Genomic DNA, 23,776 nt, shown 5'->3' on the forward strand with positions numbered 1-23,776 from the left:
TATTCCATTGTGCGGGAGTGTTTATGTCTTCTCTTTTTATCATGGCCATTGACCAGGGAACAACCAGCTCTAGAACTTGTATTATCAATCAAGCCGGAGGTCTTGTTGCCGAGGCTCGTGAGACATTCAAGCAGATCTTTCCAAAACCAGGGTGGGTTGAACATGACCCCGAGGACATTTGGTACTCTACACAGAGGTCGATGCGTCTTGCACTTGAAAAGGCTAAGATTAGCGGCAATCAAATCGCAGCTATCGGAATCACCAATCAACGTGAAACGGTTATGGTGTGGGATAAGAGATCCGGCAAAGCTGTGTATAACGCCATCGTTTGGCAATGTCGTCGTACGCTAGATATTTGCGAAAAGCTGAAGAAAGCCAAGAAAGAGAAAATGATCAATGCTAAAACCGGCTTGGTTTTAGATCCGTATTTTTCGGCGACAAAGATTCAATGGATTTTGAAGAATGTACCGAAGGCTGCGCAAAAAGCACGTGCGGGTGAGTTGATTGCTGGTAACGTCGATACTTATTTGCTGTGGCGTTTGACGGCCGGGCAATCTCATAAAACAGATGTCAGCAATGCTTCACGCACAATGTTGATGAACATCCACACGGGCTGGTGGGATGAAGAGTTGATGAAGCTTTTTAATGTTCCAGAAAAAATGCTTCCCGAGATCTGTCCTTCCAACGCAGACTTCGGTCGCACACAAGGCTTGGGCTTCTTGCCGGATGGAATTCCAATAGCGGGAATCTTGGGCGATCAGCAATCAGCTTTGTTTGGTCAAATTTGCTTTGATGCCGGCGAATCCAAGTGCACGTTCGGGACGGGCAGCTTTGTTTTGCTCAATACTGGAAAGAAAATTGTAAAATCAAAGAACAAACTTCTTTCAACCATTGCCTGGAAAATGAAAGATCAAGATATGACCTACGCGCTTGAGGGCGGAGCCTTCGTTTGCGGAGCCGCCGTTCAATGGTTGCGTGATGGCTTAGGACTTTTCCAACAATCCTCTGATGTTGAAAAACTGGCCAAGACTGTCGAGACCACGGACGGTGTGGAGTTTGTTCCGGCATTGACGGGATTGGGGGCTCCTCACTGGGATCCTGAAGCACGCGGACTTATTTGCGGTTTGACTCGTGGAAGCACCAAAGCGCATATCGCGCGTGCAACTCTGGAAGCCATGGCTTTGCAGAATGTCGATGTCTTAGTGACGATGCAAAAAGATTTGGGAAGAAAAATCAAATCTTTGAAAGTGGACGGCGGGGCTGCCGCGAATGATTTGCTCATGCAAATGCAGGCTGATTATTTAGCAACAAATGTCATTCGTCCGAAAAATCTTGAAACCACCGCTATGGGTGCGGCTTTTATGGCGGGCCTTGGTGTGGGCTTCTGGAAGGATTTAAACGAACTAAAGCGTATCTGGAAAACAGACAAAGAATTCAAAGTAAAAATGACGCCAAAAGCGCGCAAAGAACGTCTTGCACGCTGGGATAGAGCTTTGGAGAGAGTGAAATGAGTCTCCAAGATCAACTGATCTTTAAAAAAGTCGGTGTTTCGGAAAAGAAAATGCTTTTCCGAGAAATTGCCGACGATCGTTTGCAGGTCGCCGTTAAAGGCGAATCGGATGAAGTTTTTCATTTGATCGCAATTCAAATTGAAAAAGATGAAAATCTTTTGTGTCACCATACAGCCGATTCAAAAAGCCACGACAAACAGCAAAAAGTCGTAGTGAACTTCCCATTTAAGAGCGAGCGCTACTTCTTTCAGACAGAATTAAGTTTTAATTCCGGATGGGCTGTTCTAAATATTGAAGGGGACTTGTTTCAACTTCAACGCCGGGCGAACGCGCGCATTGATTTGCCATCCAAATACGAAGCGGCATTCACTTTGTATCAGCATGGCGGTAAGAATTACTTCCTAGATGGAACGATCAAAGACATCAGCGCCGGCGGTATCAAGGTCGAAATGCCGGAAAGCTGTCCCGCATTTGCAATTGGCGAAAAAATCAAAGGCACAGTTCGCCTGGGCGCACGTCGTCCTATCGAGTTCCAGTTGGAAGTTCGTTTTGCGCAAAGTAAAGATGTGCAGGGAAAAAAGACTCAAGTCGCCGGGTTGCAGTTTTTAAATGTTGATCACACGCTGGAAAATAGATTGCTCAGCTTGATGATGGATCTGCAGAGAGAAATTTACTTAAAATATTCGGGTAAGAAATGATTCTTGGTCAAAGTACTTTTAAACCAGTTCCTATTTCTGAACGAAAAGAAATTTTCAAGGAAATAGCGAAAGACAAATTACAGCTGATCGTTCGTGGCGCTGCTCCAGAGGCCTGTCACGTCGAGGCGGTAAGTATCGACGACGAAGACATTCTGTTTTGTCACCGCACGGACGATGCCGGAGGTTTAACAACCGATTCAGACGCAGTTCTTAACTTTGATCACGGCAATGAACGTTATTTCATGAAGGCCTATCTTCGTTCCTCTAAAGATGGAGTTTTTATTAATACCAACTTTGAGCTTTTCCAGTTGCAGCGTCGAGCGAACGTGCGGGTTGTGATTCCTGAAACTTTTGATGCTCTTTTTAGTCTTCATGGTCATGGCGGGAAGAAATATTTTAAAGATTGCAAAGTCGTCGATGTCAGTGCAGGTGGTGTACGGATTGAATTCCAGGGTGCCAAGCCTGATCTCAAGGAAAACGATATTGTTGAAGGCACCTTAAGACTTGGAACCCGTCGACCCATGAAGTTTGATCTGCAAGTACGTTTCGTCAATAAAAGAGTCGAGAATGGCGACACCGTTTACACCGCGGGCACGATGTTCATGAACATCGACAAAACCATGGAGACACGACTTCTCAGTCTGATTACTGATTTACAGAGGGAATTATTTTTGAAGTCGGCGAAGGATGAAGAAAGTTAAGATTTTTCGCGCAATTGATCTTCGGCGTCTTTCAATGCCGCCGTTGTCTTTTTAATTCTTTCAGCAAAAGACTTCAACATACAGCTGGCCCATACAGGAAGCTCTTCCATCAATTGTTGAAACCCTTCTTCAGAAACGCGTACTAACGTGACATCGTTCACTGCCATTGCGGAAGCGGAGCGAGGTTTGTTGTCTAGGAGGGCGAACTCACCAAAGGATTCGCCTTCATTGATTTGATTAAGCTCTACAGCCTGACCTTGGCGATTCAGAGTGCGAATGCTGACTTGGCCGGATTCGACGATATAAAAGTGACGTTCAATATCACCTTCAAAAAAGATATAATCACCAGGCGCATAGTTTTCTTTTACAATTGCATCATTCATTCTGTACTTCACTCCGGCTCCGCCGGAGTAGGGTTTAAAGTATATAAACAAAATTCGTTTATATTATTTTACTCAGATCATGGACGTTTTTGACAAATGAAATTTTCTTTTCCTTAGAAATTTTTAAATCGGCCAAATGGCGTTTGTTAGATGCCGGGATCACGAAATGCTTGAAGCCTAACTTGTCCGCTTCCTTTATCCGATTTTCGACAAAGGACACGCCACGAACTTCACCGGTCAGACCGATTTCGCCAAAGAAACATGTCTTAGCGTCAAGATCACGACGACTGGCAGTTGAAAGAATGGCCGCGGCAACGGCTAAATCCGCGGCTGGCTCTACAAGTTTCAGGCCTCCAACAACATTGATAAAGATATCGTTCGAAGAAAGACGAATTTCCAAATGACGATCTAATACCGCCGTCAAAAGATGCAAACGATTCACATCAATACCCAAAGCCGTACGACGAGGCATCGCCATGGGACTGGAAAGAGTCAACGCCTGAACCTCACACAAAAGAGGTCGCGTGCCTTCCATCGAGGCAAATACCGCGGATCCGATCAATTGATCGCCACGCTCTTCAAGGAAAAGTTCTGAAGGATTGGAAACCTCTTCCAGGCCTTTCGAATTCATTTGGAAAACACCCAATTCCTGAGCAGCGCCGAAACGATTTTTTAAAGCGCGCAAAAGACGGAAGTCGTAAGAGATATCACCATCAAAAGAAAGAACACAGTCCACCATGTGCTCAAGCACTTTAGGCCCTGCGATATTGCCATCTTTAGTGACATGACCGATCAAGATGACGGTGATATTTTCCTGCTTAGCGAGACCCATCAAGTGACCTGCGCACTCGCGGACCTGCGATACAGAACCTGGGGCCGCCTGCAAATCCGACAAATACATAGTTTGAATTGAGTCGACAACCAACACATCAGGTTTTTTGTGGCGAGCAAGCTCCATCACGTTGTGCAAATTACTTTCGCAACCGATTTCAATGAGCGGCGAACGAATACCGAGACGGTGAGCGCGAGAACCCGTTTGAGACACACTTTCCTCGCCCGAAATATATAAAACTCTGTGTTTGTTATCTGCAAGGCCCCCAGCCATTTGCAAAAGCAAAGTGGATTTACCGATCCCAGGGGAGCCCCCGAGCAAAACAAAACTTCCGCGAGCTAGGCCACCGCCTAAAACACGGTTGAGCTCTTCAAAGCCTGTATTGAAACGATCCAATTTGATCTCTTCAAGTCTTTGGTCTAGGGAAACGGGTTTGTTTGCTGCTGTCCCGGAGTCACCAGGCCCGGTAGACCATCCTCGGGTTTTCGGCTCTGCCAACTGCAATTCTTCCACGTAGGAATTCCACGCGCCGCAGTCTGAACATTTCCCTTCCCACCTAGGTCGTTGGGCTCCACAATTTTGACAGGTATAGATCGTTTTCGTCTTCGATTTTGCCATGGATATTCGGTATCATTATTAAAGTATAGTAGCAAGGACGCACTATGATAGTCCGACGAGTCGGACTATCTCAAATGGATAATGGAGCGGCGGACATGATGACCTCCCTGAAAAAGTGGTTTGTTTTTTCTTTAATCTCAAGCACTGTGATTTCCACTGCGGCTTTTGCGCAATCTGGAAAAGAGGATCTGGATTCTTTTAAAAAAGCCTTAGACGCTTTTAAAGCTGCCCAGTATGACACGGCCATTCCCGCATTCGAAAATATCGCAAAACGTAAAACGGATTTAGAAGAGTACGCGCGTTACTACTTGGCGCAGGCCTATCTAAAAACAAATAAAAACGAAGACGCAGAAAAAGAGCTCGAAAAACTTCAAACTCTTTCACCGAATGTGAAAATGAGCATTGAGGCGTCCAATCTTCAGGGCCAAGTGGCATTAGCAAAAAAAAGCTATAAACAAGCTTCAGCTCTTTTCACAAAGTTAGAAAAAAGAACTCGCAATACGGAGTCATATCCAGAAATTATATACAACCTGGCGTTGGCGCAAAAAGGTTTGAACAAACATGCGTTGACTTGCAAATGGTTGCAAAAACTTTACGAAAAATATCCAGCGTACTCGAAAGTTCAAGATTGGAGTGTGGATTTAGCTGCCAACGAATTCGACGGCAAGCCGACAGATTGTCGTGTCACGACCGAGGATTTCCGCACGCGCGTGAGATATTTGCTTTGGGCCGGTCTTGATCAAAAAGCTCAGAACGAAATCAACATCATGAAAGAAAAATTGGCGAAGTCAGACAAGTTCCTTGCCGATAAAATGCAAGCTCAATTCTATCTTCAAGAGGGTGAGCTGACGAAGGCCGTAGAGATTCTGACTCCGTATTACGAGACGATGAAAAGAAACTTCGACTACTTGATTCTTTTTGCATCCGCTTCGGCTCGCGCAGGGGAAGTGCAGCAAGCTGTGGGTTCTTATTACTCTGCTTACAAATTAAGCCCGCGCTCAAAAACGGGCCGTCAGGCTTTATATCAAGCGGCGTTTTTAAGTTATCAATTTCAAGACTACGATGGAGCCGCTCGCAGATTCCAAGAGTTCATGAAAGTTTATCCGAACTCGGGCTTGAATCGCGATGCCAAATGGCACTTGGCGTGGTTGAAATATTTGAAGGGTGATTATCAAGGTTCTTATAAAGCTTTTGCAGATCTTCAAGTGCAGAAGCGTAAACACAAAAAAGCCTGGAAAGCATTTCCGGATGACCGCGTGACTTACTGGATGGCGATGAGTTTGTTCCGCCAAGGAAAAACAGACCAGGCTCGCACGATCATGGCAGGACTTGCGAAAGATCCTCTTCTTGGTTACTACGCGATTGCAGCGCAAGCTCGTCTGAAGAAAATGGATGCGACTTTGCCTGCGAAACTTGTGCAAAGCCCGCTTCCAGTTCAGCCACGCATGATCTCTCGTTTTGCAGCAAGCGAATTCTTAATGCCGACAGTTGAAGACAGCTACCGCGGCGATGACTCTGAATCTGAAGACACGATGGTGATCACTCAATACTCTGCCGACGACGAGAAGGGTGAAGAGGAAGAAGCGGGTGACAGTGAAGGCAGCGATCAACAAGGTGTTGATGTGGCAGAGACGGATGGCAAAGACACCGTGAATTCTGCGACTGACAGCGAAAGCTCTGCGACGTTCTCAAATCCTGTCTTGATGAAACGATTTGAGCGCGCCCGTGATTTGATGATCTTGGGTGAAAATGAGTGGGCTCGCTGGGATTTGTATGACATTGAAAGAAAGACGGCGAATCGCGATTACCTTCGCACTTTGATGACTGAATACAGCACGGCAGGTCACTACAACAGATCTTCTTATATCGCTCAAGTGACTTTCGGTCACGCCCGAGCGGCTCATGGTATCGATGGCATTCGTTATCTGTGGGAGCTTGCTTATCCGCGGGCATACAACGAGCCGGTGGAAAAATACTCTAAGAAGTTCGTGGTTCCCGAAGAACTTGTTTGGGGTATCATGAGAGCAGAAAGTACATACCGTCGCGATGCGATTTCTCCGGTGGGTGCGTTGGGCTTGATGCAAGTGATGCCATTTACGGCTCATAAGGTGGCAAGCCTTATCGGTGACAAAGATTTTAAAGCACCGATGCTGTTAGAGCCAGAAACGGCTGTGAAAATTGGTTCTCGCTATTTAAAACGTCTGATGGATCGTTTTGATAATACAATTCCCCTTGTGGCTGCGGGTTACAATGCGGGTCCTCACCGAGTCAAAAACTGGCTGGTTTCTTTTGGCGGATTGGAAACGGATGAGTTCATTGAGCACATTCCGTTCCTTGAAACACGCAACTATGTGAAACGCGTTGTTTCGAATGCATATGTTTATTCAAAATTATACGGCAACAAAAAAGATCTTTTCCCTTATTTATCAGAGCCAGTTCCTGTAAAGGTGAACGCGGATCTAGTGGGAAAGGAAAACTGGGATGACATTTGAGAGACAACTGGCTTAGGATCCTCTTAAAGAAAATTATCGAAATTGTAGCGTCGCTGGTAGTCCTAGCGGCGCTTAGCTTTTTGTTACTTAAACTTCTTCCGGGCGGGCCGTTCGATGAAGAAACAGCGCTAAACCCTTTAGTCAAAGAGACCTTGGCTAAGCGATGGGGCCTTCAAGAATCGGCGTTGTCCCAGCTACTTCATTATCTGTCTTCAGCATTCCATGGTGATCTTGGTGTCTCGATGATTCACCCCGATCGGCGAATTATAGATATTATCACAGATGGCCTTAGCAATACGTTCGGATTGAGCCTTGTATCGCTGGCCTTTGTGATTATCGGTGCCTTTACGATCACTCTTGTTTCTATTCGCTACCGAGAAACCTGGTTTGAAACTCTCATCGATCAATCCATGATTGCGATGTTATCGTTGCCGAGTTTGTTCTGGGGACCTCTTTTAATTTACATCTTTGGATTTTATTTTGATATTTTGCCAGTGGCTTTCTTGACGAGCCCCATTCACTATATTCTTCCAGTATTGACTTTAAGCTTTAGACCCTTGGCTTCGTTGGTGCGTTTGTTAAAAACATCCGTGAACGAAAATCTGCACCTGGATTATGTCAGAACAGCCCAAGCGAAGGGCGTCGGTCCGTGGGGAATTTTGATTAATCATATTCTTCGCAATTCTTTGATTCCATTTTTAAGTTACGCTGGCTTCCTGGTCACCTCGTTATTGTCTGGATCTTTCCTGGTCGAGTGGCTTTTTGCAATTCCAGGCCTTGGTACGCAGTTTGTTAACTCGCTAGGAGATCGCGATTACACTTTGATTGTTGGAATTACTGTTTTCTATGGAGCTTTGCTGATTCTGGTGAATACATTGATGGATATCCTGATGCTTTTGGCTGATCCACGTTTGCGAGAAGAAGCATGAAGAAAATTTTTGTGGTTACAGCTTCATTATTTCTTATTCTGCTTTTTGCGGCGACCTTAGGAAGTTTTGCCTATGTTCCCTCGGAAGGTGTTCCTCAAGATGTGAACTCTATTCTGGCAGCTCCAAGCCATCAGCACATTTTCGGCACAGACACTTTAGGGCGTGATCTTCTGGCACGAGTTATTGTGGGTGGAAGAGTTTCCTTGTTGATTGGGCTGGTTTGTTCCTTCTTAACTTTTAGTTTTGGTTTTGTTTATGGTGGAATCGCAGGGTGGTTTGAAGGAATCGCTGACAAGGTGATGATGCGTTTTTGTGACATCTTGATGTCAGTGCCGACTTTTATCTTAGTATCGGTGATTTGTTTTACGACTCAGTTATTGATTCCAATTGAAAATCCACATGTCGTGGCCATTCTCGGATTGTGCATTGGAATTTCTGCAACTCACTGGATGAGCTTGGCTCGAGTGACTCGTGGAATGGTCCTGGAAATTAAAAGAAAGCCTTTCGTTGAAGCTGCGATTGCCCTTGGTGGGACTCGAGCCCACATTTTGATTCGGCATATTCTACCGAATATGATCAGCACCTTATTGGTTTTAATTGCATTGCAAATTCCGACCAATATTCTTTATGAAAGTTTCATGAGTTTTATCGGATTAGGCGTCCACCCACCTTATACCAGTTGGGGCATTTTAGTTCGTGAAGGATGGAAAACCCTTTCAAGCTTCCCACATTTAATTTTATTTCCGTCTTTAATCTTATTTCTGACGGTCTGGAGCTTCCACATTTTGCTGGATCATATGCGAGACAGAAAAGTGTAATTTGTCTCTGGATCTGTGAACTGCCAAACACCAGCCTATGATGAGGTTATGGGTTGGAAATTGTTTGTTTTTGCAGTCTTGCTTTGTACCGTCTCATTTCAGGCAAGAGCTGAGTTATGGAATATAGTTGTCGACGAGTGGCCACCATATTCTTGTTCGAAATGTCCCGAGGGCGGTGCCGGAGTGAAGGCTTTAAAAGAAGCTCTTCGTACGGTGAATGTTGACCTTGAAGTCACATATTTGCCATGGGTTCATGTTTTGCGTGAAGTGCGCACTCAAAAATACCTCGGCTACTTGGCCTGGCCGGCAAGTGTGACAAAAGGTTATCTACTTCCAGCTCAAGCGGTCTTTGAATCAAAACTGATATTCGTAGAAAATGCGACTCATCCTTTAGAGTGGTCTGTTTTAACGGATCTTAAGGGCAAACGCATCGGACTGCACGAAGGCTCAGGATATTTTAACGAATTCATGGATTTAGTAAATAAAAAGGTCATCATACCTGTAATAAATCCGAGTGATAATGCTCGCATTCTTTTAGTTTCCCAAGGAAAATTGGATGCCGCCTTGTTAGATGAAGAAAATGCGAAATACTATCTTGAGCAAATGCCAGATCGGTTCCGCAGTAAAATAAAAATTAACGAACACATTTTAAAGATAGAAGGTATTTATCTTGTGATCTCGGAAAAAAATCGCGACAAGATCCTCGTGCTCGAGAAAGCCCTGAAAAACGTCAACACTCAAAAGATAGTCGACGATTACATCAGAAAGCTACAAAGTATGAAAAATCAGTGATTGAAAAGTCTTATTGAGGCGGTGGAACCCAACCGTCAAAGGTTTGTTCCAGGAATTCTGCGCATCCCAAAGTCAAATGATCGTTCATAGATTTCGCAACCACTTGTACGCCCAGTGGCAACCCCTCTTCATTCAATCCTGTCGGAACCGAAGTTGCAGGCATTCCTAGTGTTGTGAAAATGCCTGTATAGATAAAATCAAATGGCGAGAATAGGGGCGCGCGATGTTTGGGCGCCACTCTTGAGTGCGGAGGCAAGATCAACACACCGTTATCGCCTAGGATGTGTTCCAACTCCTGCCGCATCTTTTGCATGGCTTGAAGATCGGCCGTTAAGTCCTTCGGCGAACGTTCCAGGGTTTCCGATAGGGCCACGATTAAATTTGGGAAGATATAATCTCCGCGACCGACAGCCCATTTTAAAAGTTCGAATGGTACAGAGTATTTTTCCTGCGGTCCCATCAACACTTCATAAAAGTTTTTGTTCTTCACGGATTTCAAGGCCGAAAACCACATATCTGTCGAGTGCACAAAGAATCTTGGATCAAGTTCTATAACCTCAGCACCCAATTCCTCGAAAAGCTTGCCGCAATTTTTGGTAACTTGCACAAGTTCAAAATCCGTTTGACGAGCCAAATGAAAAACAGGATCTGAGCAGATCACAATTTTCATTTTCGACCAATCCGTTGGACGTGATTTCAGCTTCACGTTATTCAAAACGCTTTGATCATAACCATCCGGTCCCATCATGATTTCCATCATGGTGTATAAATCGCCCGCGCGACGACTCATGGGACCTAATGTCGTGTACGGGTATTTCTCACCGACAGAAAGATCGCGGATCTCTTCGCGGGAATAGGGAAAGTGTCCTGTAAATGGCAAAAGATGTTGGGATGGTTTGTGACCGAAAACCCCACAGAAGGAGGCTGGCATACGGATGCTGCCGCCGATATCGCTGCCGATTCCCATAGGTGATGCGCCAGCGCCGATCAACGCCCCTTCACCACCGCTGCTGCCACCGCAAGTGCGCTCGGTGCTGTAAGGATTGTTCGTTAAACCATAAACTTTGTTGTAAGTTTCAAACCAGAAACCAAGTTCTGGAACATTGGTACTTCCCATGGGAATAGCGCCAGCATTTTTAAGACGCGAAACAATCGTCGAGTCCCAGTTCATTACGTCGTTTCGGTGATGAATGCTGCCACCTGTGCGCTTCATTCCTTGATAAGCAAACATTTCCTTCACAGTAAATGGCACACCAAAAAGGGGAGGAAGATCTGAATTACTTTTTGCAAGTCGTTCAGTTTGCGCTGCCGCCGTTTCACGAGCACGAACAAAGTCATCTTCAACCATGGCGTTCAATCGAGGATTCACTTCTTCAATGCGTTTGATGTGTTCTTCAAGAACTTCTGTGGGAGAGACCTCTTTGTGAGCGACTTTCTTAGCGATTTGCAAAGCAGATAAGGTGAGTAGTTCATTCATACAAAACGTCCCCCCGCAAATAAAAAAGGCCGCTTTTCACGGCCTTTAGAACTATAAACTAAACATTGAAACGGAAGAAGAGGATATCGCCATCTTTGACAACATACTCTTTACCTTCGACACGGTATTTACCGGCGTCTTTTACTGCTTGTTCAGATTTGTAAGTAAACAAATCTTCGCAGTGGTAAGTTTCTGCTCTGATAAAACCTTTTTCAAAATCCGTGTGGATCACACCCGCGGCTTGTGGAGCTTTCGTGTTTGCACGAATTGTCCATGCACGAACTTCTTTTTCGCCCGCCGTGAAATAAGTTTGTAGACCCAGCAAAGCGTAAGCTTCACGGATCAAGCGATTCAAACCTGGTTCTTCAGCGCCAAGGGCCGCTAAGAAATCAGCGCGATCTTCTGGCGGAAGAACGGCAATCTCTGCCTCCATGGCAGAGCAGATCATGATCGTTTTGTTGTTCTCTTCAGCGGCGCGAGCGATAACTGCTTTTGTCCAATCGTTGCCGCCAGCCGCGAAATCTGTGTCGGACACGTTCATCGCGTAAAGAACTGGTTTAGCCGTCAACAAATGGAACTCTTTCAAGATTGGAGCTTCAAACTCATCCAAAGCCACTGAGCGCGCCGGAAGACCTTTACCCAAGGCTTCTTGGACTTTTTTTGCTACTTCCACTTCCATTTTCAATTTTTTGTCAGTGGAGTTCTTCGCTTGTTTTTCGATACGCTGAAGACGTTTCTCAACGGAATCCAGGTCCGCAAGCAAAAGCTCGGTGTTGATGATTTCGATGTCGCGAAGCGGGTCGACAGATCCCGCCACGTGCACGATATTTGGATCGTCAAAACAACGAACCACATGAACGATCGCGTCTGTTTGGCGGATGTGAGAAAGGAATTGGTTACCAAGACCTTCACCTTGAGAAGCGCCTTTTACAATGCCTGCGATATCCACAAATTCCATCGTTGTTGGAATCACTTTTTGAGGCTTAATGAAAGTAGTGATTTTATCCATACGAGGATCTGGAACTGTCACAACGCCCACGTTTGGATCAATTGTACAGAAAGGGTAGTTGGCAGCTTCTGCCTTTGCAGAAGTCAACGCATTGAAGAGCGTACTTTTACCAACATTTGGAAGACCAACGATACCAACCTGTAAAGCCATATTTTTCTATCCTTTGAATGCAGCGACTGTAGCTTAAGTGTTGAATTTTGTCGAAGCTTTTTGAATTCCATCAAGCAAGATGGCTTCGATGGCGTCGCAGCCTTTATTTAAAAAATCGGGAAGAACTTGTGCTTCTTCCTTCGTAAATTTGCCTAGAACATAGTCTGCCACAGAATAGTTTGGATTGTCAGGACGACCTACGCCGAGTTTTAAGCGAGCGTAGTCGGCACTTCCCATCAAACCCGAGATACTTTTGATTCCATTGTGCCCGCCATGGCCGCGGTTTTTATGGATTTTCATTTGGTTGAAAGGCTGATCGATGTCGTCATGAATAACAATTAAATGATCGAGAGGGATTTTATAAAATCCCATCAAAGGTTGAACAGATTCACCTGATAGATTCATGTACGTTTGTGGCTTGCACAGTATGATCTGATGTCCATGCCAGGTTGTTTGTGCGATTTCCGCTTTGAACTTGTTTTGAATTGTCGGATTGCCAAGACCTTGAATTAGATAATCAATGGCCATAAAGCCAATATTGTGACGAGTGAACTTATACTCGCTTCCAGGATTTCCAAGACCAACGATCAACCACATAGATGCCTCGTAAGTTTGTTATGCTGACCTATCAAACAACAAAGGCAGCTCGAGTGAGCTGCCTTTGAAAATGTGCTTCGTTAATGAAGTAAGAATTACTTCTTCGCAGCTGGTGCTTTTGCAGCAGCAGGAGCCGCAGCAGCAGCTGGAGCAGCGGCAGCAGCCGGTGCTGGAGTTGCAACAACTTCTTCTTCTTGTTCGCTAACAACTGCAAGAGTCAATTCAGCGCCAGAGATGATTTTTGTTGAGCCAGATACTTTCAAGTCAGAAACGTGAAGAGCATCACCTAGGCCCAAGTTAGAAACGTCTGCAGTGAAGAACTCAGGGATCTCAGTTGGAAGAACTTCGATCTCAACTTGACGGTTCACTACGTTCAACATACCGCCTTCAGAAAGACCGATTGGTTTACCTTCAAGACGTACTTCAACCCATACGCGAACTGGTTTCTTAAGATCCAAAGCGTAGAAATCTACGTGTACTGGGCGACGAGAAAGAGGGTGAACGTCAACTTGCTTAACAAGTACAACGATACCGTTTGCGTTTTTATCAGTAGATTTCAAGTTGAAAAGAGCATTTTCGTAAGCGCGAGTGTTGTACTTAACGATTTCTTTTTCACCAACAGTTACGCTGATAGGTGAGATAGCTCCGTAGATAACTGCAGGAACTTGACGGTTCGAGCGAAGTTCACGGCTGTTGCCTTTGCCAGCTTGACGAGGTTCTACAGAAAGATCGATTCTGTTTTTCATATATATTTCCTTCTAGTCCAATAGAAAGGTTATTAAAAATCTCCCTTGCGGGGAGCGACTTAAATTAATCAAATAACGAACTGACAGAATCATTTCCGTGGATACGTCTCATCGCCTCAGCCAAAACGGGGGCTACGGACACCACTTCGATTTTTCCGCAATTTTTCGCAGCTTCCGATAACGGAATCGTGTCAGTCACCCATACTTTTTCAATACGGCTTTCTTTCAAACGATTGATAGCAGGACCCGATAAAACGGGATGCGTTGCAACGGCGAACACTTGTTTTGCCCCATTCTTGTAAAGGCTGTCAACTGCTTGTGTAAGGGTTCCCGCCGTATCGATCATGTCATCCACGATCACAGCGATTTTGCCTGCGACATCACCGATCAAGTGAAGCGCTTTCGCCTCATTAGGGCCAGAACGGCGTTTATCGATAATAGCCATAGAGGACTCAATGCGTTTTGCAAAGGCGCGGGTTCTTTCGACGCCACCCGCGTCTGGACTCACTGCGACAAAATCGTTGCCGTGGCCATAGTTCTCACGCCATGCGCGAGCCAAAGTAGGGATCGCAAACAAGTGATCCACCGGAACATTGAAAAATCCTTGGATTTGGGCCGCGTGAAGATCCACGCAGACCACTCGGTTCGCACCCGCCGTCGTTAAAAGATCGGCCATCAATTTAGCAGAAATAGGGGCGCGAGGAGCCACCTTACGGTCCTGACGAGCATAACCGTAGTACGGGATGACCGCTGTGATCGAAGCCGCAGAGGCTCTTCTCAAAGCATCGAGCATCACGAACAGCTCCATGTAGTTTTGGTTCACGGGAGGGCAAGTGCTTTGTACAACAAAGACGTGCTGTCCACGAACGCTTTCATGAATTTCAACTTGAATTTCCCCGTCGGCGAAACTGCTCACTTCACAGTAACCGAGCTCCACTCCGGCTGCTTCCGCAACCTTTTTGGCAAGTGTGGGATTGGCATTGGCGGTAAAGATTTTTAGGCCCTTCATACTCGTAGTCTCCAGAGTCGTAAGTGCGTTTGCAGGAAAGTAACAAAGCCCTCTAGGCCTGTAAAGTTTCTAAATAAAAAAGGCGCTCTGTGAGAAGCCTTTTTTTACCGATTTTCAAAAAAATGCCTCTAGGAAGGGCAAGTAATCTTATTTGACTGGCCCGGGGGCCGGTCCCCAAAAGGGTTCGTGTTTAGATGCAAAGACTTTTCGAGCTCTAAAACGCTCTGGCCGAGGTAAACTAAAGGTGTTCTAGCAGGGAGTTGTTATGGCAAAAACAGCGACATGTCGAAAAGAAAACGAGACTAAGTCAACTACGTCAGGCAACGTCGATCAAAGAGGCTCTTCCGACGATATGAAAATGATCAAGGCATTGAAAGCCGGCTCAAAAACCGGCTATTTTTCAGAAAAGAAAACTAAACCCTAAGCTTGGGTTGAGCGCCACTTTTCTAGAAACGCTTTCAAGGCTTGGGCGCGATGTGAGTGCTGTGTTTTAAATCCATCGCCCAGCTCAGCCAAGGTTTGTGTTTGTCCATCCGGAATGAACACAGGATCGTAACCGAATCCGTGAAGACCGGCTGGTTTAGATGCGATCTTGCCTTTCATTTGCCCTGTGAAAACCCACTCTTCACCAGAGGGAGTGTACACAATAGTGGTGCATACGAACTGGGCATTGCGATTTTGCATCGGCTTTAAAGTCATCATCTTCAAAAGCTTTGCTACATTCTCGCTGTCAGAAGCTTTCGGGCCAGCATAGCGAGCTGAATGAATACCAGGCAGGTTGTTAAGACCTTCTACTTCAAGACCCGCATCTTCACCTAAAACCCATACGTCGTTTTTAACCGCGCGCAAAGTTTTTGCTTTGATACGAGCATTGTCCAAAAAAGTTTTTCCGTCTTCAGGGCGCGGAGTGAAGGAAGCGATCTCGCCTTGGTGATGAACTTTAAGATCCACGATCTCGTTCAAAAGAAGACGGTACTCTGACAATTTACCTTTATTACCTGTCGCAATCCAAAGTTCCACGATAACCTCTATTTGCCAGCAATTCGATAGATTTCGCCCATGATCGCCGCTTGATGAATGAAAAGTTCGCGGCAACCTTTGTCGGCTACTTCCATCATCTTGAACAATTGATCGCGAGTGAATGGAGTGTGCTCTGCCGTGCCTTGCACCTCAACGAATGAACCTTTGTCAGTCATAACAAAGTTCATGTCCGTGCCAATTGCAGAATCTTCGTCGTAGTTCAAATCAAGAAAGATGTTTCCCTCATGAAGACCGACGCTGATCGCAGAAACATAATTGATCAAAGGAAGTGATTTGATTTCGCTTACCGCATGCAATTTTTTAAGAGCCAATGCCAAGGCAACATAGCCACCAGTCACAGAGGCGGTTCTTGTCCCGCCGTCGGCATTAATGACGTCACAGTCGATGATAATTTGTTTTTCGCCCAGTTGTTTCAAATCAACAGCAGCACGAAGTGAACGACCGATCAAACGAGAGATCTCTTGAGTGCGACCGCTGTTCATTGATTTCTCGCGTTTATTACGAGTGTGCGTTGACCTTGGAAGCATGCCGTATTCTGCGGTCACCCAACCCGCACCTGTGCCCAACAACCATTGCGGAGCTTTCGGTTCATACGTGGCCGTGCAAAGAACTCTTGTTTTGCCGAACTCCACCATGACAGAACCTTCTGCATATTCAGAAACGTTGGGTGTGATTTTAATATCTCTGAGTTGGTCAAAACGACGGCCATCTGCGCGCATGAAGTCTCCTACGAAAAGCTGAATAAAAACGACACTAGCACTTCGGCGAAGCTGTAGTGTAAGCCAGCTTAATTTAAGGTCTTGGCTTCGGAGTTGTCTACCTTTTCTTTGTATGAGACGAGAGCGTTGTAGATTTTTTGAGCAAGATCATTTTGATAGTCCGCGCTGAGAAGTCGCTTCGCTTCACGGGGATTTGTGAGGAATCCTACTTCAATCAATACAGCGGGCATAGATGTCTTCGAGATCACATAGAAAGGCGCTTGTTTGATAGTTGCCTGAGAAGCCAGTGCGTCGTTTTCCCAAGTGTGGGTGAGTGTCTGAGTCAGACGTAAGCTCGACATCATGCGATTTTGACGATGCAAGTCTTCAATGATTGCGGCCACGTCGCCTTTTTTAGAAAGTTCGTCATCATGAGCTTCTTTATTTGCGGCAATGACGGCCTGATTTTCCTGGCTTGCAAGGAATAAGCTTTCTTCATCTGGTGGCAGATTGTTTTGAAAGAAAAACTCCACACCTTTTGCGCGCTCATCAGAGGCGGCGTTGGCGTGAATGCTGACAAATAAATCGGCCTTATGACTTTCGGCGAATTTCACGCGGTCGGGGAGCGCGATATTTCGATCTTGAACACGGGTCATTAAAACTTGAATATCTGGATTCTTCTCAAGCAAAACTTTTAATTTGCTGGCGACTTTCAAAACTAATTCAGCCTCTTTGATATTGCTGTGAACAGCGCCATGATCTGTGCCTCCATGGCCTGGGTCTAAGACGATCTGAAAGGCGCCGTATGAGGGCCTTGCCGCAGCCGTTAGAACAACTGCGAGAGTGAACTGTCTTAGATTGAGAAGTTTCATACTTTTAGAGTAAAAATTTGCAGCCCCCTCTGTCGAGTCCAGCTTCCTAAAAAGAATGTCGAACTAGGAACTAAACAAGGATTGTGTATCGGAATGCTTCCGACAATTGTCGTTTTCTGTCCAAATCCTCGACAGAGGTTGAGCCTTCTTTGTGAATTTAAACTAATCTGACGAAAGATTAGTCTTGGCACCCCGGTTGCTTTATAGGAAGGCAACCCCCCCATGGCGGCCAGGACCCTCCCCCCAATCCTGGTCGTCTTTTTTTTTGCCTAAAATGCCGATATCCTATTGCCTGTTAACAGCGATAGGAGACATTCATGCAGTTCAAACCACTTGGTATTCTTCTTTTGGCAGCACTGACTTGCACCGGCGTTTCACAAAGAGCCTTTGCACAAGCTGACTCAAAATCAATCGAAGCAGAAGAAGCCACTGCCGACGCGGAAGGTGCAAAAGCCGAAGCCGCAGAGGCGAAACGTCGCGCCGAAGACGACCGTAAACGTCGTGATAAAGCTCGCGCCGAAGCTCAATCTTCAATTAATAAAGCTCGTTCAATGGAAAGCGACGCTAAAAAAGAACAAGCCGAATCAGAGCGTGAGTCTGCGAAGTTAAAAGCAGAAACCACAGAGCACGAACAACAGCAAAAGAATGCGGAAAAAGAACAAGCCGCAGCTTCAGCGCGTATCAGGGCCGCTCAAGAGAAAACTCAAAAAGCCACGCAAGTGCGTAACGAAGCGCAAGACCGTCGCAAACAAGCCGAAAAGAAAGCTGACGAGCTCAGAAGCCAAGCGAAGGATCTTGAAAAAGAAGCGCAAGCAGCTGCCGAGGCGGGGCAGAAAGCAACGAAAGAAGCTGAAGACGCAAAGCTTGAAGCGCAAAAGGCTGAACAAAATCTTGGCAAGCAAAAACTTTTAACTCAAAAAGCCGTGGCGGAATCAAGAGCTCGTGATGCGAAAGCAAAACAAGAAATTGCTCGGGCCCAATCTGATAAGTCCAAAGCTGAAGCAGAGATGGCTCGTCTGAAAGCTCAAGCAGAGCAAGCTGTGGCCGCAACGCAAAAGCTTGAATCTGAGCTGAAAGAATCACAGAGTTCCGCAAAATCAGCATTGGCTCAGGCCGATGATGAAAGAAAAAAGGCAAGTGATCTAAAAGCACAAGAGGAAAAGGCTCGTCAAGCCGCTGCGAAGGCGAAACAAGAACTTGCAAGCAACCAAAACACTTTGAAGAAAGAACAGGCGCAAGCGGCTCTTGATATCGCTAAAGCGAAAAAGGGAATTGCCGAAGCGGAAGCTGACGCCGCCAAATCTGAGTCTGAAATGAAGCGTTTGAAAAATGAAGCTGACAAAGCAAAAACAGAACGCGAAAAGTTAGAAAAAGAACTCGACGCTGCTAAAAATACGGCCGAAGAAATGAAAATCAAAATGGAAACAGTGAAAGCGGATGCCGAAGCAGAAAAGTCAAAGCTTGAGGCTGCTAAGATCCGTGCTGAAGGCAAAGTAGCAACTAGCACTGGATCTTCTGATGATGCCGCTCCAACAACGACATCGAAAAAGAAGAAAAAGAAATAGAGATAGTTCAAGTATGGTGAATAATACCAATAAAAGCCTCACCCGTATTAAGGGTGAGGCTTTTATATTTCAGATCATCTTCATTTGCTACCAAACGTTAGAGATGCGAATGGTATTTGCGAAATGGAAATTTTCACCCGATTTTAAGCCCAACTCTTGATGTGAAAAGAAAAGAACTGTTCCCCAAGGAACAAAAGCCAGACACTCATCTGGACGCGTGCGATAGAGGGTTAGTTCTTTAAACGCCTGGAAGTCTTCCGTCGTAATTTTGAAATCTTCTTTGCGTGTGCAGCCACCAGATTGCACTTGAATTTCGATTCCGTCAGGACGGGTCATATATCCCATAAGACCTTCTTTCATTTCATATGCTTCTGCGTGAAAGCTGGCCCAAAAAATAAGAGAGGATAAAAGTAGCATTTTCATTTTGAATCTCCTTAGTAAGATGCATTTTTTAGTTAGCAAAGAGGATGCCGAGATTGGTAATGAGTTGAGATAAGTTTGAGAGCAGGAAGAAGGACATTCTGTCTGAGGACGTTCTAGAGTTCTGACGAAAAGTCTTAAGTCTACTAGTGGGCAAGGTCCCAAACGTAAATGACTTCGTCATCACCTAGTTGAAAACGCAGATGCAGTTGTTGATTTTCAATCCAGGCAGGCGTAACGCTGTGATTTCCCAATTGCATGTCTGTATCTTGAGAGCACCACTCGGCATTGTTTGGATTCACCCAAATTACTTCCTGCGATAACAATCCCTGTTGATAAGAATAGCGAGCTTGACGTTCACAGAATGAAGTTTCGCCGTCATGATGATAAGACATTGTGTCTGTTGCCGTGGTCTCGATCTGTAGCGAAATTTTTAATGCTGGATTCGCCGGAGGCAAAATCTGACCATGATATATCATGCTAGTAAAAATCCAGGTTCCGATAAGGGCCTGTGGAATCATTGGAAACCTCTTTGGTGCAAAAGTGTCTGAGCTGTTTTTAGGTCATCATTAGAAAAGACCATGGGCAAAACACTTTTCAACTGATTATTGAAGTCTGCAAAGTCGCTGGCCGGAGTCAGACGATTCAAGGTCATGAGCGCGATTTTTTGGGCTGGTACCTGGCCGAAGCGAGTTTTTAAATCCCAAAGGGTCCCACTGATAATTCCGGAATCATGATAGAGACCCCCATTTTTATCTGATAATTTCAAATCATTCACGAGAGAACGGCGAAAGGGGCCTTTTAAGTATGCAACTTCCCCCATATTAGGAGTGTCCAGTTGCAGGGCCGCGAAAAAATCCGCGAAAGCCTCATTCAAAGAGCCGCCTTCCCCGTCATAGGGCAAACGAGCCAGAGCTTCAACGACCGCATGGACGCTTTCGTGAATGACAATGGACGGATCTTGGGGAATCCGCGAATAAGTTTCACCATCTCCGGTACCTAGACGAATTTTTCCCTGATAGTAGAAGGCTGAATTTGTTTTTTCAGGGCTCCCAATGGCCACCTCTGCTTGCAACTGAAATGGCAATTTGAACTGAACTTTGTGTTCAAACCAACTCAATGATTCGTTGAGGAAATAGAAAACTTGAAGCTGATCGAATCTGCTGTCTTGAACTGAAAATTTTAAAGGCTCGTCAACACTGGAAATTTTTGTATCCGCTTGAGACGTCACACTGACGTGGTCATTCGAGAGAAGGTCCGTGGTGGAAAGATCTTTAAGTGTGACTTCTTGAAGGACGCTAACCCTTGGTCCTTTTGGAAAAACGTAAGCCACGGCATCATGGAATCTAGAGCCCACGCGGTTGACAGAGCGAATTTGCATATGTTCACCGAAGCGAACTTCCCAGGGCGCGCCGTAGCGATCAAGATAGACGACCTTCCAAACCGGTTCGAAGTATCCTCGGTGATGCATAAGAAGTGGCGTGATTTCAATGGGTGGATGGGTTCGAAAGAAAGGCAAGGCGAGGGGGAGATGTTTTCGGAAGACTTCCTCGCCCTTAGAAAGATTCTGAGCCAAAGTATAGAGGTGCTCTTCATCTTTCTGATTGAATGCGGCACGCACGGCAAGACTTCGACCGTGGCGATCGCAAAGGTATTTAATATAACTACCTTCGACCTTCACATGAGCAATTGTCTGTTCTTGCATTTTAACGGACTCCGACAAAGAGGAAACGACAACGGGAGGGGACGTTTCGATCTTAGTAAGAGGCTCCACCATCCGAAGAGAGTCGCCTGAGCGCCACTCAAGAGTTTGCAATCCTTTGTTTTTCTGACAGGAAGCCAACAATAGAAATGAAAGGACGACAGAAATTGTTTTCATGGAAGATCCAAATTTAAAAACCCGGGACAAGAGGGAGAACTTGTCCCGGGAATTTTTTATTCAATAGTCATGGATTTTTCAAAATAAGTGCCGTCGCCATTTTCAAAGCGAAGTGTGTGCTTACCGGAAGCAAGTTTTCCTAGGTGCACTTCTTTTTGAAAAGGCATTAGCACCATGATGCACATACCCTGACTGACAGAGGCGATAGATTTAATAGAGTGATTGAAGGCATCTTTATTTTCCACATCGGCTCTTTTCCATTTGTAGCAGCCATTTTGAAATATGCCGTTTACAATGACATATACATCTGAAGCGGAATCGAATCCTCCGGGAACATAGGCGCCGCTTAAACCGATTTGTACTTCTTTTTCCGGAAGCGATGAATCTGCGAAGACGTTAACACTGAAGAATACTAAAATGATGGCTAAAATTGTTTGATGTTTCATGGGGACTCCTTTTATGAGTGAGCGTTGTTGTTTTACTACTTGTCTTCCAGTGCTGAGCAAGGTTGGTGCCATCGACTTGAAATGCATGAGCACCATGTCATGCAGGCCGGTTTTTCAATTTACTGAGAGTGAGTGTGATTTTTTGTCATAGGTTCGAGACAACTTGTCCCGCATGAGATCCTCTAATGTAATTAAACCCATGGCACTGTTGTTGCTTCTTATCGAAATAACGAATTCAAAAAAAGGAGACAACATGAAGGCTATTCCTACTATCGAAAAATATATGACGACAACTCCACGCACGATTAGCGCGGACATATCTCTGGCTAAAGCAGAGAAAGTGATGAACGAACTACAAGTGCGTCATCTTCCAGTGCTAGAAGGAGGACGTCTTGTTGGAATTCTGTCAGACAGAGACATCAAGCTAGTAGAAAGCTTTAAGGATGTGAACCCTGAGAAAGTCGCAGTTCGTGAAGCCTTTACTGAAGAGCCCTATACTGTTTCCCCAAAAGCTTCTTTGTCAGAAGTATGCTCTGAGATGGCCGCACATAAATATGGTTCCGTTCTTGTTACAGACAATCATAAGTTGGTCGGAATCTTTACGTGGGTCGATGCTTTGGATGCAATGCGCGAGTTGCTAGAAACTCGTCTTAAACATTAGGAGAGTTCCTATGAAACCAACACTTAAAGAAAACATGACTCATTCACTGATTACAATTAAAGAAAGCGCTCTCGTTTCTGAGGCGCAAAGGTTGATGCTTTCCGAATGGATTCGTCATTTGCCAGTGACCAATGTAAATGGGGATTCTGTTGTCGGAATTTTATCGGATCGCGATCTTTTGCGTGCACCTTCTTTACATACTTCTGTAGGGGAGTTGATGAGCACTCCTGTACGTTGTTATGATGTGAATACTCCACTGCGTAATGTGGCTCAAGCTATGATAGACAACAAGATGTCAGCGTTTTTAATCACTGACGGATCTAGCGTGGCGGGAATTATCACCAGCGAAGATCTTTTGTTGCTACTTGCAAAAATGTTAAAGGATGAACCAAGTCCAAAATGGGTTTTGAGTGAGCTCATGGTAAATCCAGTAATACAAAAAGCTGTCGATATGACAGCCCAAGCTGGAATTTAAAACTTAATTTTCGTTTCAGCTCCTAAAATGCCGTCATGACAAGATCATGACGGCATTTTTTTTATCAAGGGACCAATAAGATGGGTTTATTTCCTTCGTGAAGCATCTGAGCGGTTAATGCGTTCAAAGGTAAGAGAAAATCTTCATTCTTATCGTGACCGGCGAGAGCAATGAGGTCGAAATTTTTTGAATAGTCGCGAATACATTGTGTGATGGTGCCTCGAGTGCGGTGGACTTTCAGCGTTGGATGAGCTTTTTTAAAGCTTTCGAATTTTTCGTCGTCCCAGGATTTCATGATGTCGTCAGCTAGCAGCCATGATTCACTGTCATAAGCCGGATAGAAATCTTGAAACACATGATAGACTTCTAGTTCTGAATTCCAGGCGTCCGTCAAAAACTGGGCTTTTTCCAAAGCCGTTTCTGAATGCTGCTCGAGGTCTGAGGGGATCAGGATTTTTTTAGGAAGCGAGGCTTTCTCTCCGCGGTGTATCCATAATGGGAAAGGACTTTCTTTGACAAGAGCCTCAGTGACACTGCCCATGAAGAAACGTGCGAAGGGATGAGCACCGTGATAGCCGACGATAATTAAAGGATTTATTTCATGCCGTGCGGCCGCGATAATTTCTCTAGCTGCCGGACCAAAGCGAATCACAATACGTTGTGCTCTGCTTAAATTATATTCTGAACGAACTTTGGCTTCGTAAGTCTTTCTGATGTCGTTGAGCTCGGCCGCTGATATATCCGAAGCGACTAGGTCTTCTAGGGCGAACACGTATGTAAGCGGTAAATGCAGACTGTCAGAAAGCTGTTTAGCTTCGTGGGCAACGGTTCGCGAGTAGTTTGAAAAGTCGACGGCAACGACAAGAGTTTCAATGGGGTTTTTCACGGTGAGTCCTTTCTGTGCAAAGTGATAAAAATTTTCTCCACCCCTGCGGTGGATTTATCTTGTGAAAGAGG

At 45.3% G+C, this 23,776-nt stretch carries 26 protein-coding genes; 11 read left to right on the forward strand and 15 right to left on the reverse strand.

Translation table 11 applies throughout. The features are described from left to right. The first annotated feature begins 23 nt into the window (after window positions 1-23). Genes glpK through VF412_RS02945 form a run of 3 tightly spaced genes read left to right on the forward strand, consistent with a single transcriptional unit; the run spans window position 24 to window position 2,910 of the window. A complete protein-coding gene (gene glpK, locus VF412_RS02935) occupies window positions 24-1,511 on the forward strand; it encodes a glycerol kinase GlpK (RefSeq protein ID WP_331337706.1) in 1,488 nt (495 codons plus the stop codon). Beyond that, a complete protein-coding gene (locus tag VF412_RS02940; RefSeq protein ID WP_331337707.1) occupies window positions 1,508-2,209 on the forward strand; it encodes a PilZ domain-containing protein in 702 nt (233 codons plus the stop codon). The genes glpK and VF412_RS02940 overlap by 4 nt, the downstream gene beginning before the upstream one ends. Next, window positions 2,206-2,910, forward strand: coding sequence for a PilZ domain-containing protein (locus VF412_RS02945; RefSeq protein WP_331337708.1), 705 nt, complete (start codon window positions 2,206-2,208; stop codon window positions 2,908-2,910). Before VF412_RS02940 ends, VF412_RS02945 begins: the two co-directional genes overlap by 4 nt. On the opposite strand, the gene VF412_RS02950 is transcribed toward VF412_RS02945, so the two are convergent. Both VF412_RS02950 and radA read right to left on the reverse strand, forming a co-directional pair. Continuing rightward, entirely contained in the window at window positions 2,907-3,293 is a 387-nt protein-coding gene (locus tag VF412_RS02950) for a cyclic nucleotide-binding domain-containing protein (RefSeq protein WP_331337709.1), read from the reverse strand. The two genes, VF412_RS02945 and VF412_RS02950, sit on opposite strands and share 4 nt — an antisense overlap. Before the next feature lie 58 nt (window positions 3,294-3,351). Further along, window positions 3,352-4,743, reverse strand: coding sequence for a DNA repair protein RadA (gene radA, locus VF412_RS02955; RefSeq protein WP_331337710.1), 1,392 nt, complete (start codon window positions 4,741-4,743; stop codon window positions 3,352-3,354). A 74-nt stretch (window positions 4,744-4,817) separates the two neighbouring features. Between radA and VF412_RS02960 the strand changes: the two genes are divergently transcribed. The 4 genes from VF412_RS02960 (at window position 4,818) to VF412_RS02975 (ending at window position 9,774) form a co-directional block, all read left to right on the forward strand. Then, on the forward strand, window positions 4,818-7,235 hold the full coding sequence (locus VF412_RS02960) for a transglycosylase SLT domain-containing protein (RefSeq protein ID WP_331337711.1): 2,418 nt from the start codon (window positions 4,818-4,820) through the stop codon (window positions 7,233-7,235). 152 nt (window positions 7,236-7,387) lie between these two features. Continuing rightward, window positions 7,388-8,164 (forward strand): ABC transporter permease, encoded by a 777-nt coding sequence (locus tag VF412_RS02965; RefSeq protein ID WP_331337712.1) that lies wholly within the window; start codon window positions 7,388-7,390, stop codon window positions 8,162-8,164. Further along, complete coding sequence (locus VF412_RS02970; protein WP_331337713.1) at window positions 8,161-8,982, forward strand: ABC transporter permease; 822 nt, start codon at window positions 8,161-8,163, stop codon at window positions 8,980-8,982. Before VF412_RS02965 ends, VF412_RS02970 begins: the two co-directional genes overlap by 4 nt. A 48-nt stretch (window positions 8,983-9,030) precedes the next feature. Continuing rightward, window positions 9,031-9,774 carry a transporter substrate-binding domain-containing protein gene (locus tag VF412_RS02975; RefSeq protein ID WP_331337714.1) on the forward strand — a complete coding sequence of 248 codons (744 nt, stop codon included), beginning with the start codon at window positions 9,031-9,033 and terminating at the stop codon, window positions 9,772-9,774. A 10-nt stretch (window positions 9,775-9,784) separates the two neighbouring features. Here VF412_RS02975 and VF412_RS02980 read toward each other — a convergent pair whose 3' ends face one another. From VF412_RS02980 to VF412_RS03000, 5 genes are all read right to left on the reverse strand, one after another. Next, the gene (locus VF412_RS02980) at window positions 9,785-11,251 is read right to left on the reverse strand and encodes an amidase (protein ID WP_331337715.1); all 1,467 of its coding nucleotides are present in this window, start codon (window positions 11,249-11,251) and stop codon (window positions 9,785-9,787) included. Window positions 11,252-11,309: 58 nt separating this feature from the next. Next, window positions 11,310-12,410: a redox-regulated ATPase YchF gene (ychF, locus tag VF412_RS02985; protein ID WP_331337716.1), complete on the reverse strand. Its 1,101-nt coding sequence runs from the start codon at window positions 12,408-12,410 to the stop codon at window positions 11,310-11,312. A 33-nt stretch (window positions 12,411-12,443) separates the two neighbouring features. Beyond that, window positions 12,444-13,007: an aminoacyl-tRNA hydrolase gene (gene pth, locus VF412_RS02990; protein ID WP_331337717.1), complete on the reverse strand. Its 564-nt coding sequence runs from the start codon at window positions 13,005-13,007 to the stop codon at window positions 12,444-12,446. A gap of 95 nt (window positions 13,008-13,102) precedes the next feature. Then, entirely contained in the window at window positions 13,103-13,753 is a 651-nt protein-coding gene (locus VF412_RS02995) for a 50S ribosomal protein L25 (protein WP_331337718.1), read from the reverse strand. Window positions 13,754-13,817: 64 nt separating this feature from the next. Further along, window positions 13,818-14,762 (reverse strand): ribose-phosphate pyrophosphokinase, encoded by a 945-nt coding sequence (locus VF412_RS03000; protein WP_331337719.1) that lies wholly within the window; start codon window positions 14,760-14,762, stop codon window positions 13,818-13,820. Between the two features lie 265 nt (window positions 14,763-15,027). Here VF412_RS03000 and VF412_RS03005 point away from each other — a divergent pair, with 265 nt between their 5' ends. Then, window positions 15,028-15,186 carry a hypothetical protein gene (locus VF412_RS03005; protein WP_331337720.1) on the forward strand — a complete coding sequence of 53 codons (159 nt, stop codon included), beginning with the start codon at window positions 15,028-15,030 and terminating at the stop codon, window positions 15,184-15,186. Here the strand turns inward: VF412_RS03005 and rdgB are convergent. The 3 genes from rdgB to VF412_RS03020 all read right to left on the reverse strand — a co-directional run bounded on the left by rdgB (window position 15,183) and on the right by VF412_RS03020 (window position 17,373). After that, window positions 15,183-15,782 (reverse strand): RdgB/HAM1 family non-canonical purine NTP pyrophosphatase, encoded by a 600-nt coding sequence (rdgB, locus tag VF412_RS03010; protein WP_331337721.1) that lies wholly within the window; start codon window positions 15,780-15,782, stop codon window positions 15,183-15,185. The two genes, VF412_RS03005 and rdgB, sit on opposite strands and share 4 nt — an antisense overlap. A gap of 8 nt (window positions 15,783-15,790) precedes the next feature. Then, window positions 15,791-16,522 (reverse strand): ribonuclease PH, encoded by a 732-nt coding sequence (gene rph / locus VF412_RS03015; RefSeq protein ID WP_331337722.1) that lies wholly within the window; start codon window positions 16,520-16,522, stop codon window positions 15,791-15,793. Between the two features lie 68 nt (window positions 16,523-16,590). Continuing rightward, window positions 16,591-17,373 carry an N-acetylmuramoyl-L-alanine amidase gene (locus VF412_RS03020; RefSeq protein ID WP_331337723.1) on the reverse strand — a complete coding sequence of 261 codons (783 nt, stop codon included), beginning with the start codon at window positions 17,371-17,373 and terminating at the stop codon, window positions 16,591-16,593. Between the two features lie 317 nt (window positions 17,374-17,690). Between VF412_RS03020 and VF412_RS03025 the strand changes: the two genes are divergently transcribed. Continuing rightward, a complete protein-coding gene (locus VF412_RS03025) occupies window positions 17,691-18,938 on the forward strand; it encodes a hypothetical protein (protein WP_331337724.1) in 1,248 nt (415 codons plus the stop codon). Between the two features lie 87 nt (window positions 18,939-19,025). Here the strand turns inward: VF412_RS03025 and VF412_RS03030 are convergent, their stop codons facing one another. The 4 genes from VF412_RS03030 to VF412_RS03045 form a co-directional block, all read right to left on the reverse strand. Then, a complete protein-coding gene (locus tag VF412_RS03030) occupies window positions 19,026-19,361 on the reverse strand; it encodes a hypothetical protein (RefSeq protein WP_331337725.1) in 336 nt (111 codons plus the stop codon). Between the two features lie 143 nt (window positions 19,362-19,504). Beyond that, window positions 19,505-19,879 (reverse strand): hypothetical protein, encoded by a 375-nt coding sequence (locus VF412_RS03035; RefSeq protein WP_331337726.1) that lies wholly within the window; start codon window positions 19,877-19,879, stop codon window positions 19,505-19,507. Then, window positions 19,876-21,237, reverse strand: a complete 1,362-nt coding sequence (locus VF412_RS03040; protein WP_331337727.1) for a hypothetical protein — start codon at window positions 21,235-21,237, stop codon at window positions 19,876-19,878. Before VF412_RS03040 ends, VF412_RS03035 begins: the two co-directional genes overlap by 4 nt. Before the next feature lie 56 nt (window positions 21,238-21,293). Then, on the reverse strand, window positions 21,294-21,683 hold the full coding sequence (locus tag VF412_RS03045; RefSeq protein WP_331337728.1) for a hypothetical protein: 390 nt from the start codon (window positions 21,681-21,683) through the stop codon (window positions 21,294-21,296). A 253-nt stretch (window positions 21,684-21,936) separates the two neighbouring features. Here VF412_RS03045 and VF412_RS03050 point away from each other — a divergent pair, with 253 nt between their 5' ends. Together VF412_RS03050 and VF412_RS03055 are read left to right on the forward strand one after the other, a co-directional pair. Continuing rightward, the gene (locus VF412_RS03050) at window positions 21,937-22,344 is read left to right on the forward strand and encodes a CBS domain-containing protein (protein WP_331337729.1); all 408 of its coding nucleotides are present in this window, start codon (window positions 21,937-21,939) and stop codon (window positions 22,342-22,344) included. Between the two features lie 10 nt (window positions 22,345-22,354). Next, window positions 22,355-22,819 (forward strand): CBS domain-containing protein, encoded by a 465-nt coding sequence (locus tag VF412_RS03055; protein WP_331337730.1) that lies wholly within the window; start codon window positions 22,355-22,357, stop codon window positions 22,817-22,819. 64 nt (window positions 22,820-22,883) lie between these two features. On the opposite strand, the gene VF412_RS03060 is transcribed toward VF412_RS03055, so the two are convergent. Beyond that, complete coding sequence (locus tag VF412_RS03060; RefSeq protein ID WP_331337731.1) at window positions 22,884-23,705, reverse strand: universal stress protein; 822 nt, start codon at window positions 23,703-23,705, stop codon at window positions 22,884-22,886. Window positions 23,706-23,776: the final 71 nt, after the last annotated feature.

It is taken from the genome of Bdellovibrio sp., assembly GCF_036384735.1.
In the GTDB taxonomy this organism is placed as follows: domain Bacteria; phylum Bdellovibrionota; class Bdellovibrionia; order Bdellovibrionales; family Bdellovibrionaceae; genus Bdellovibrio.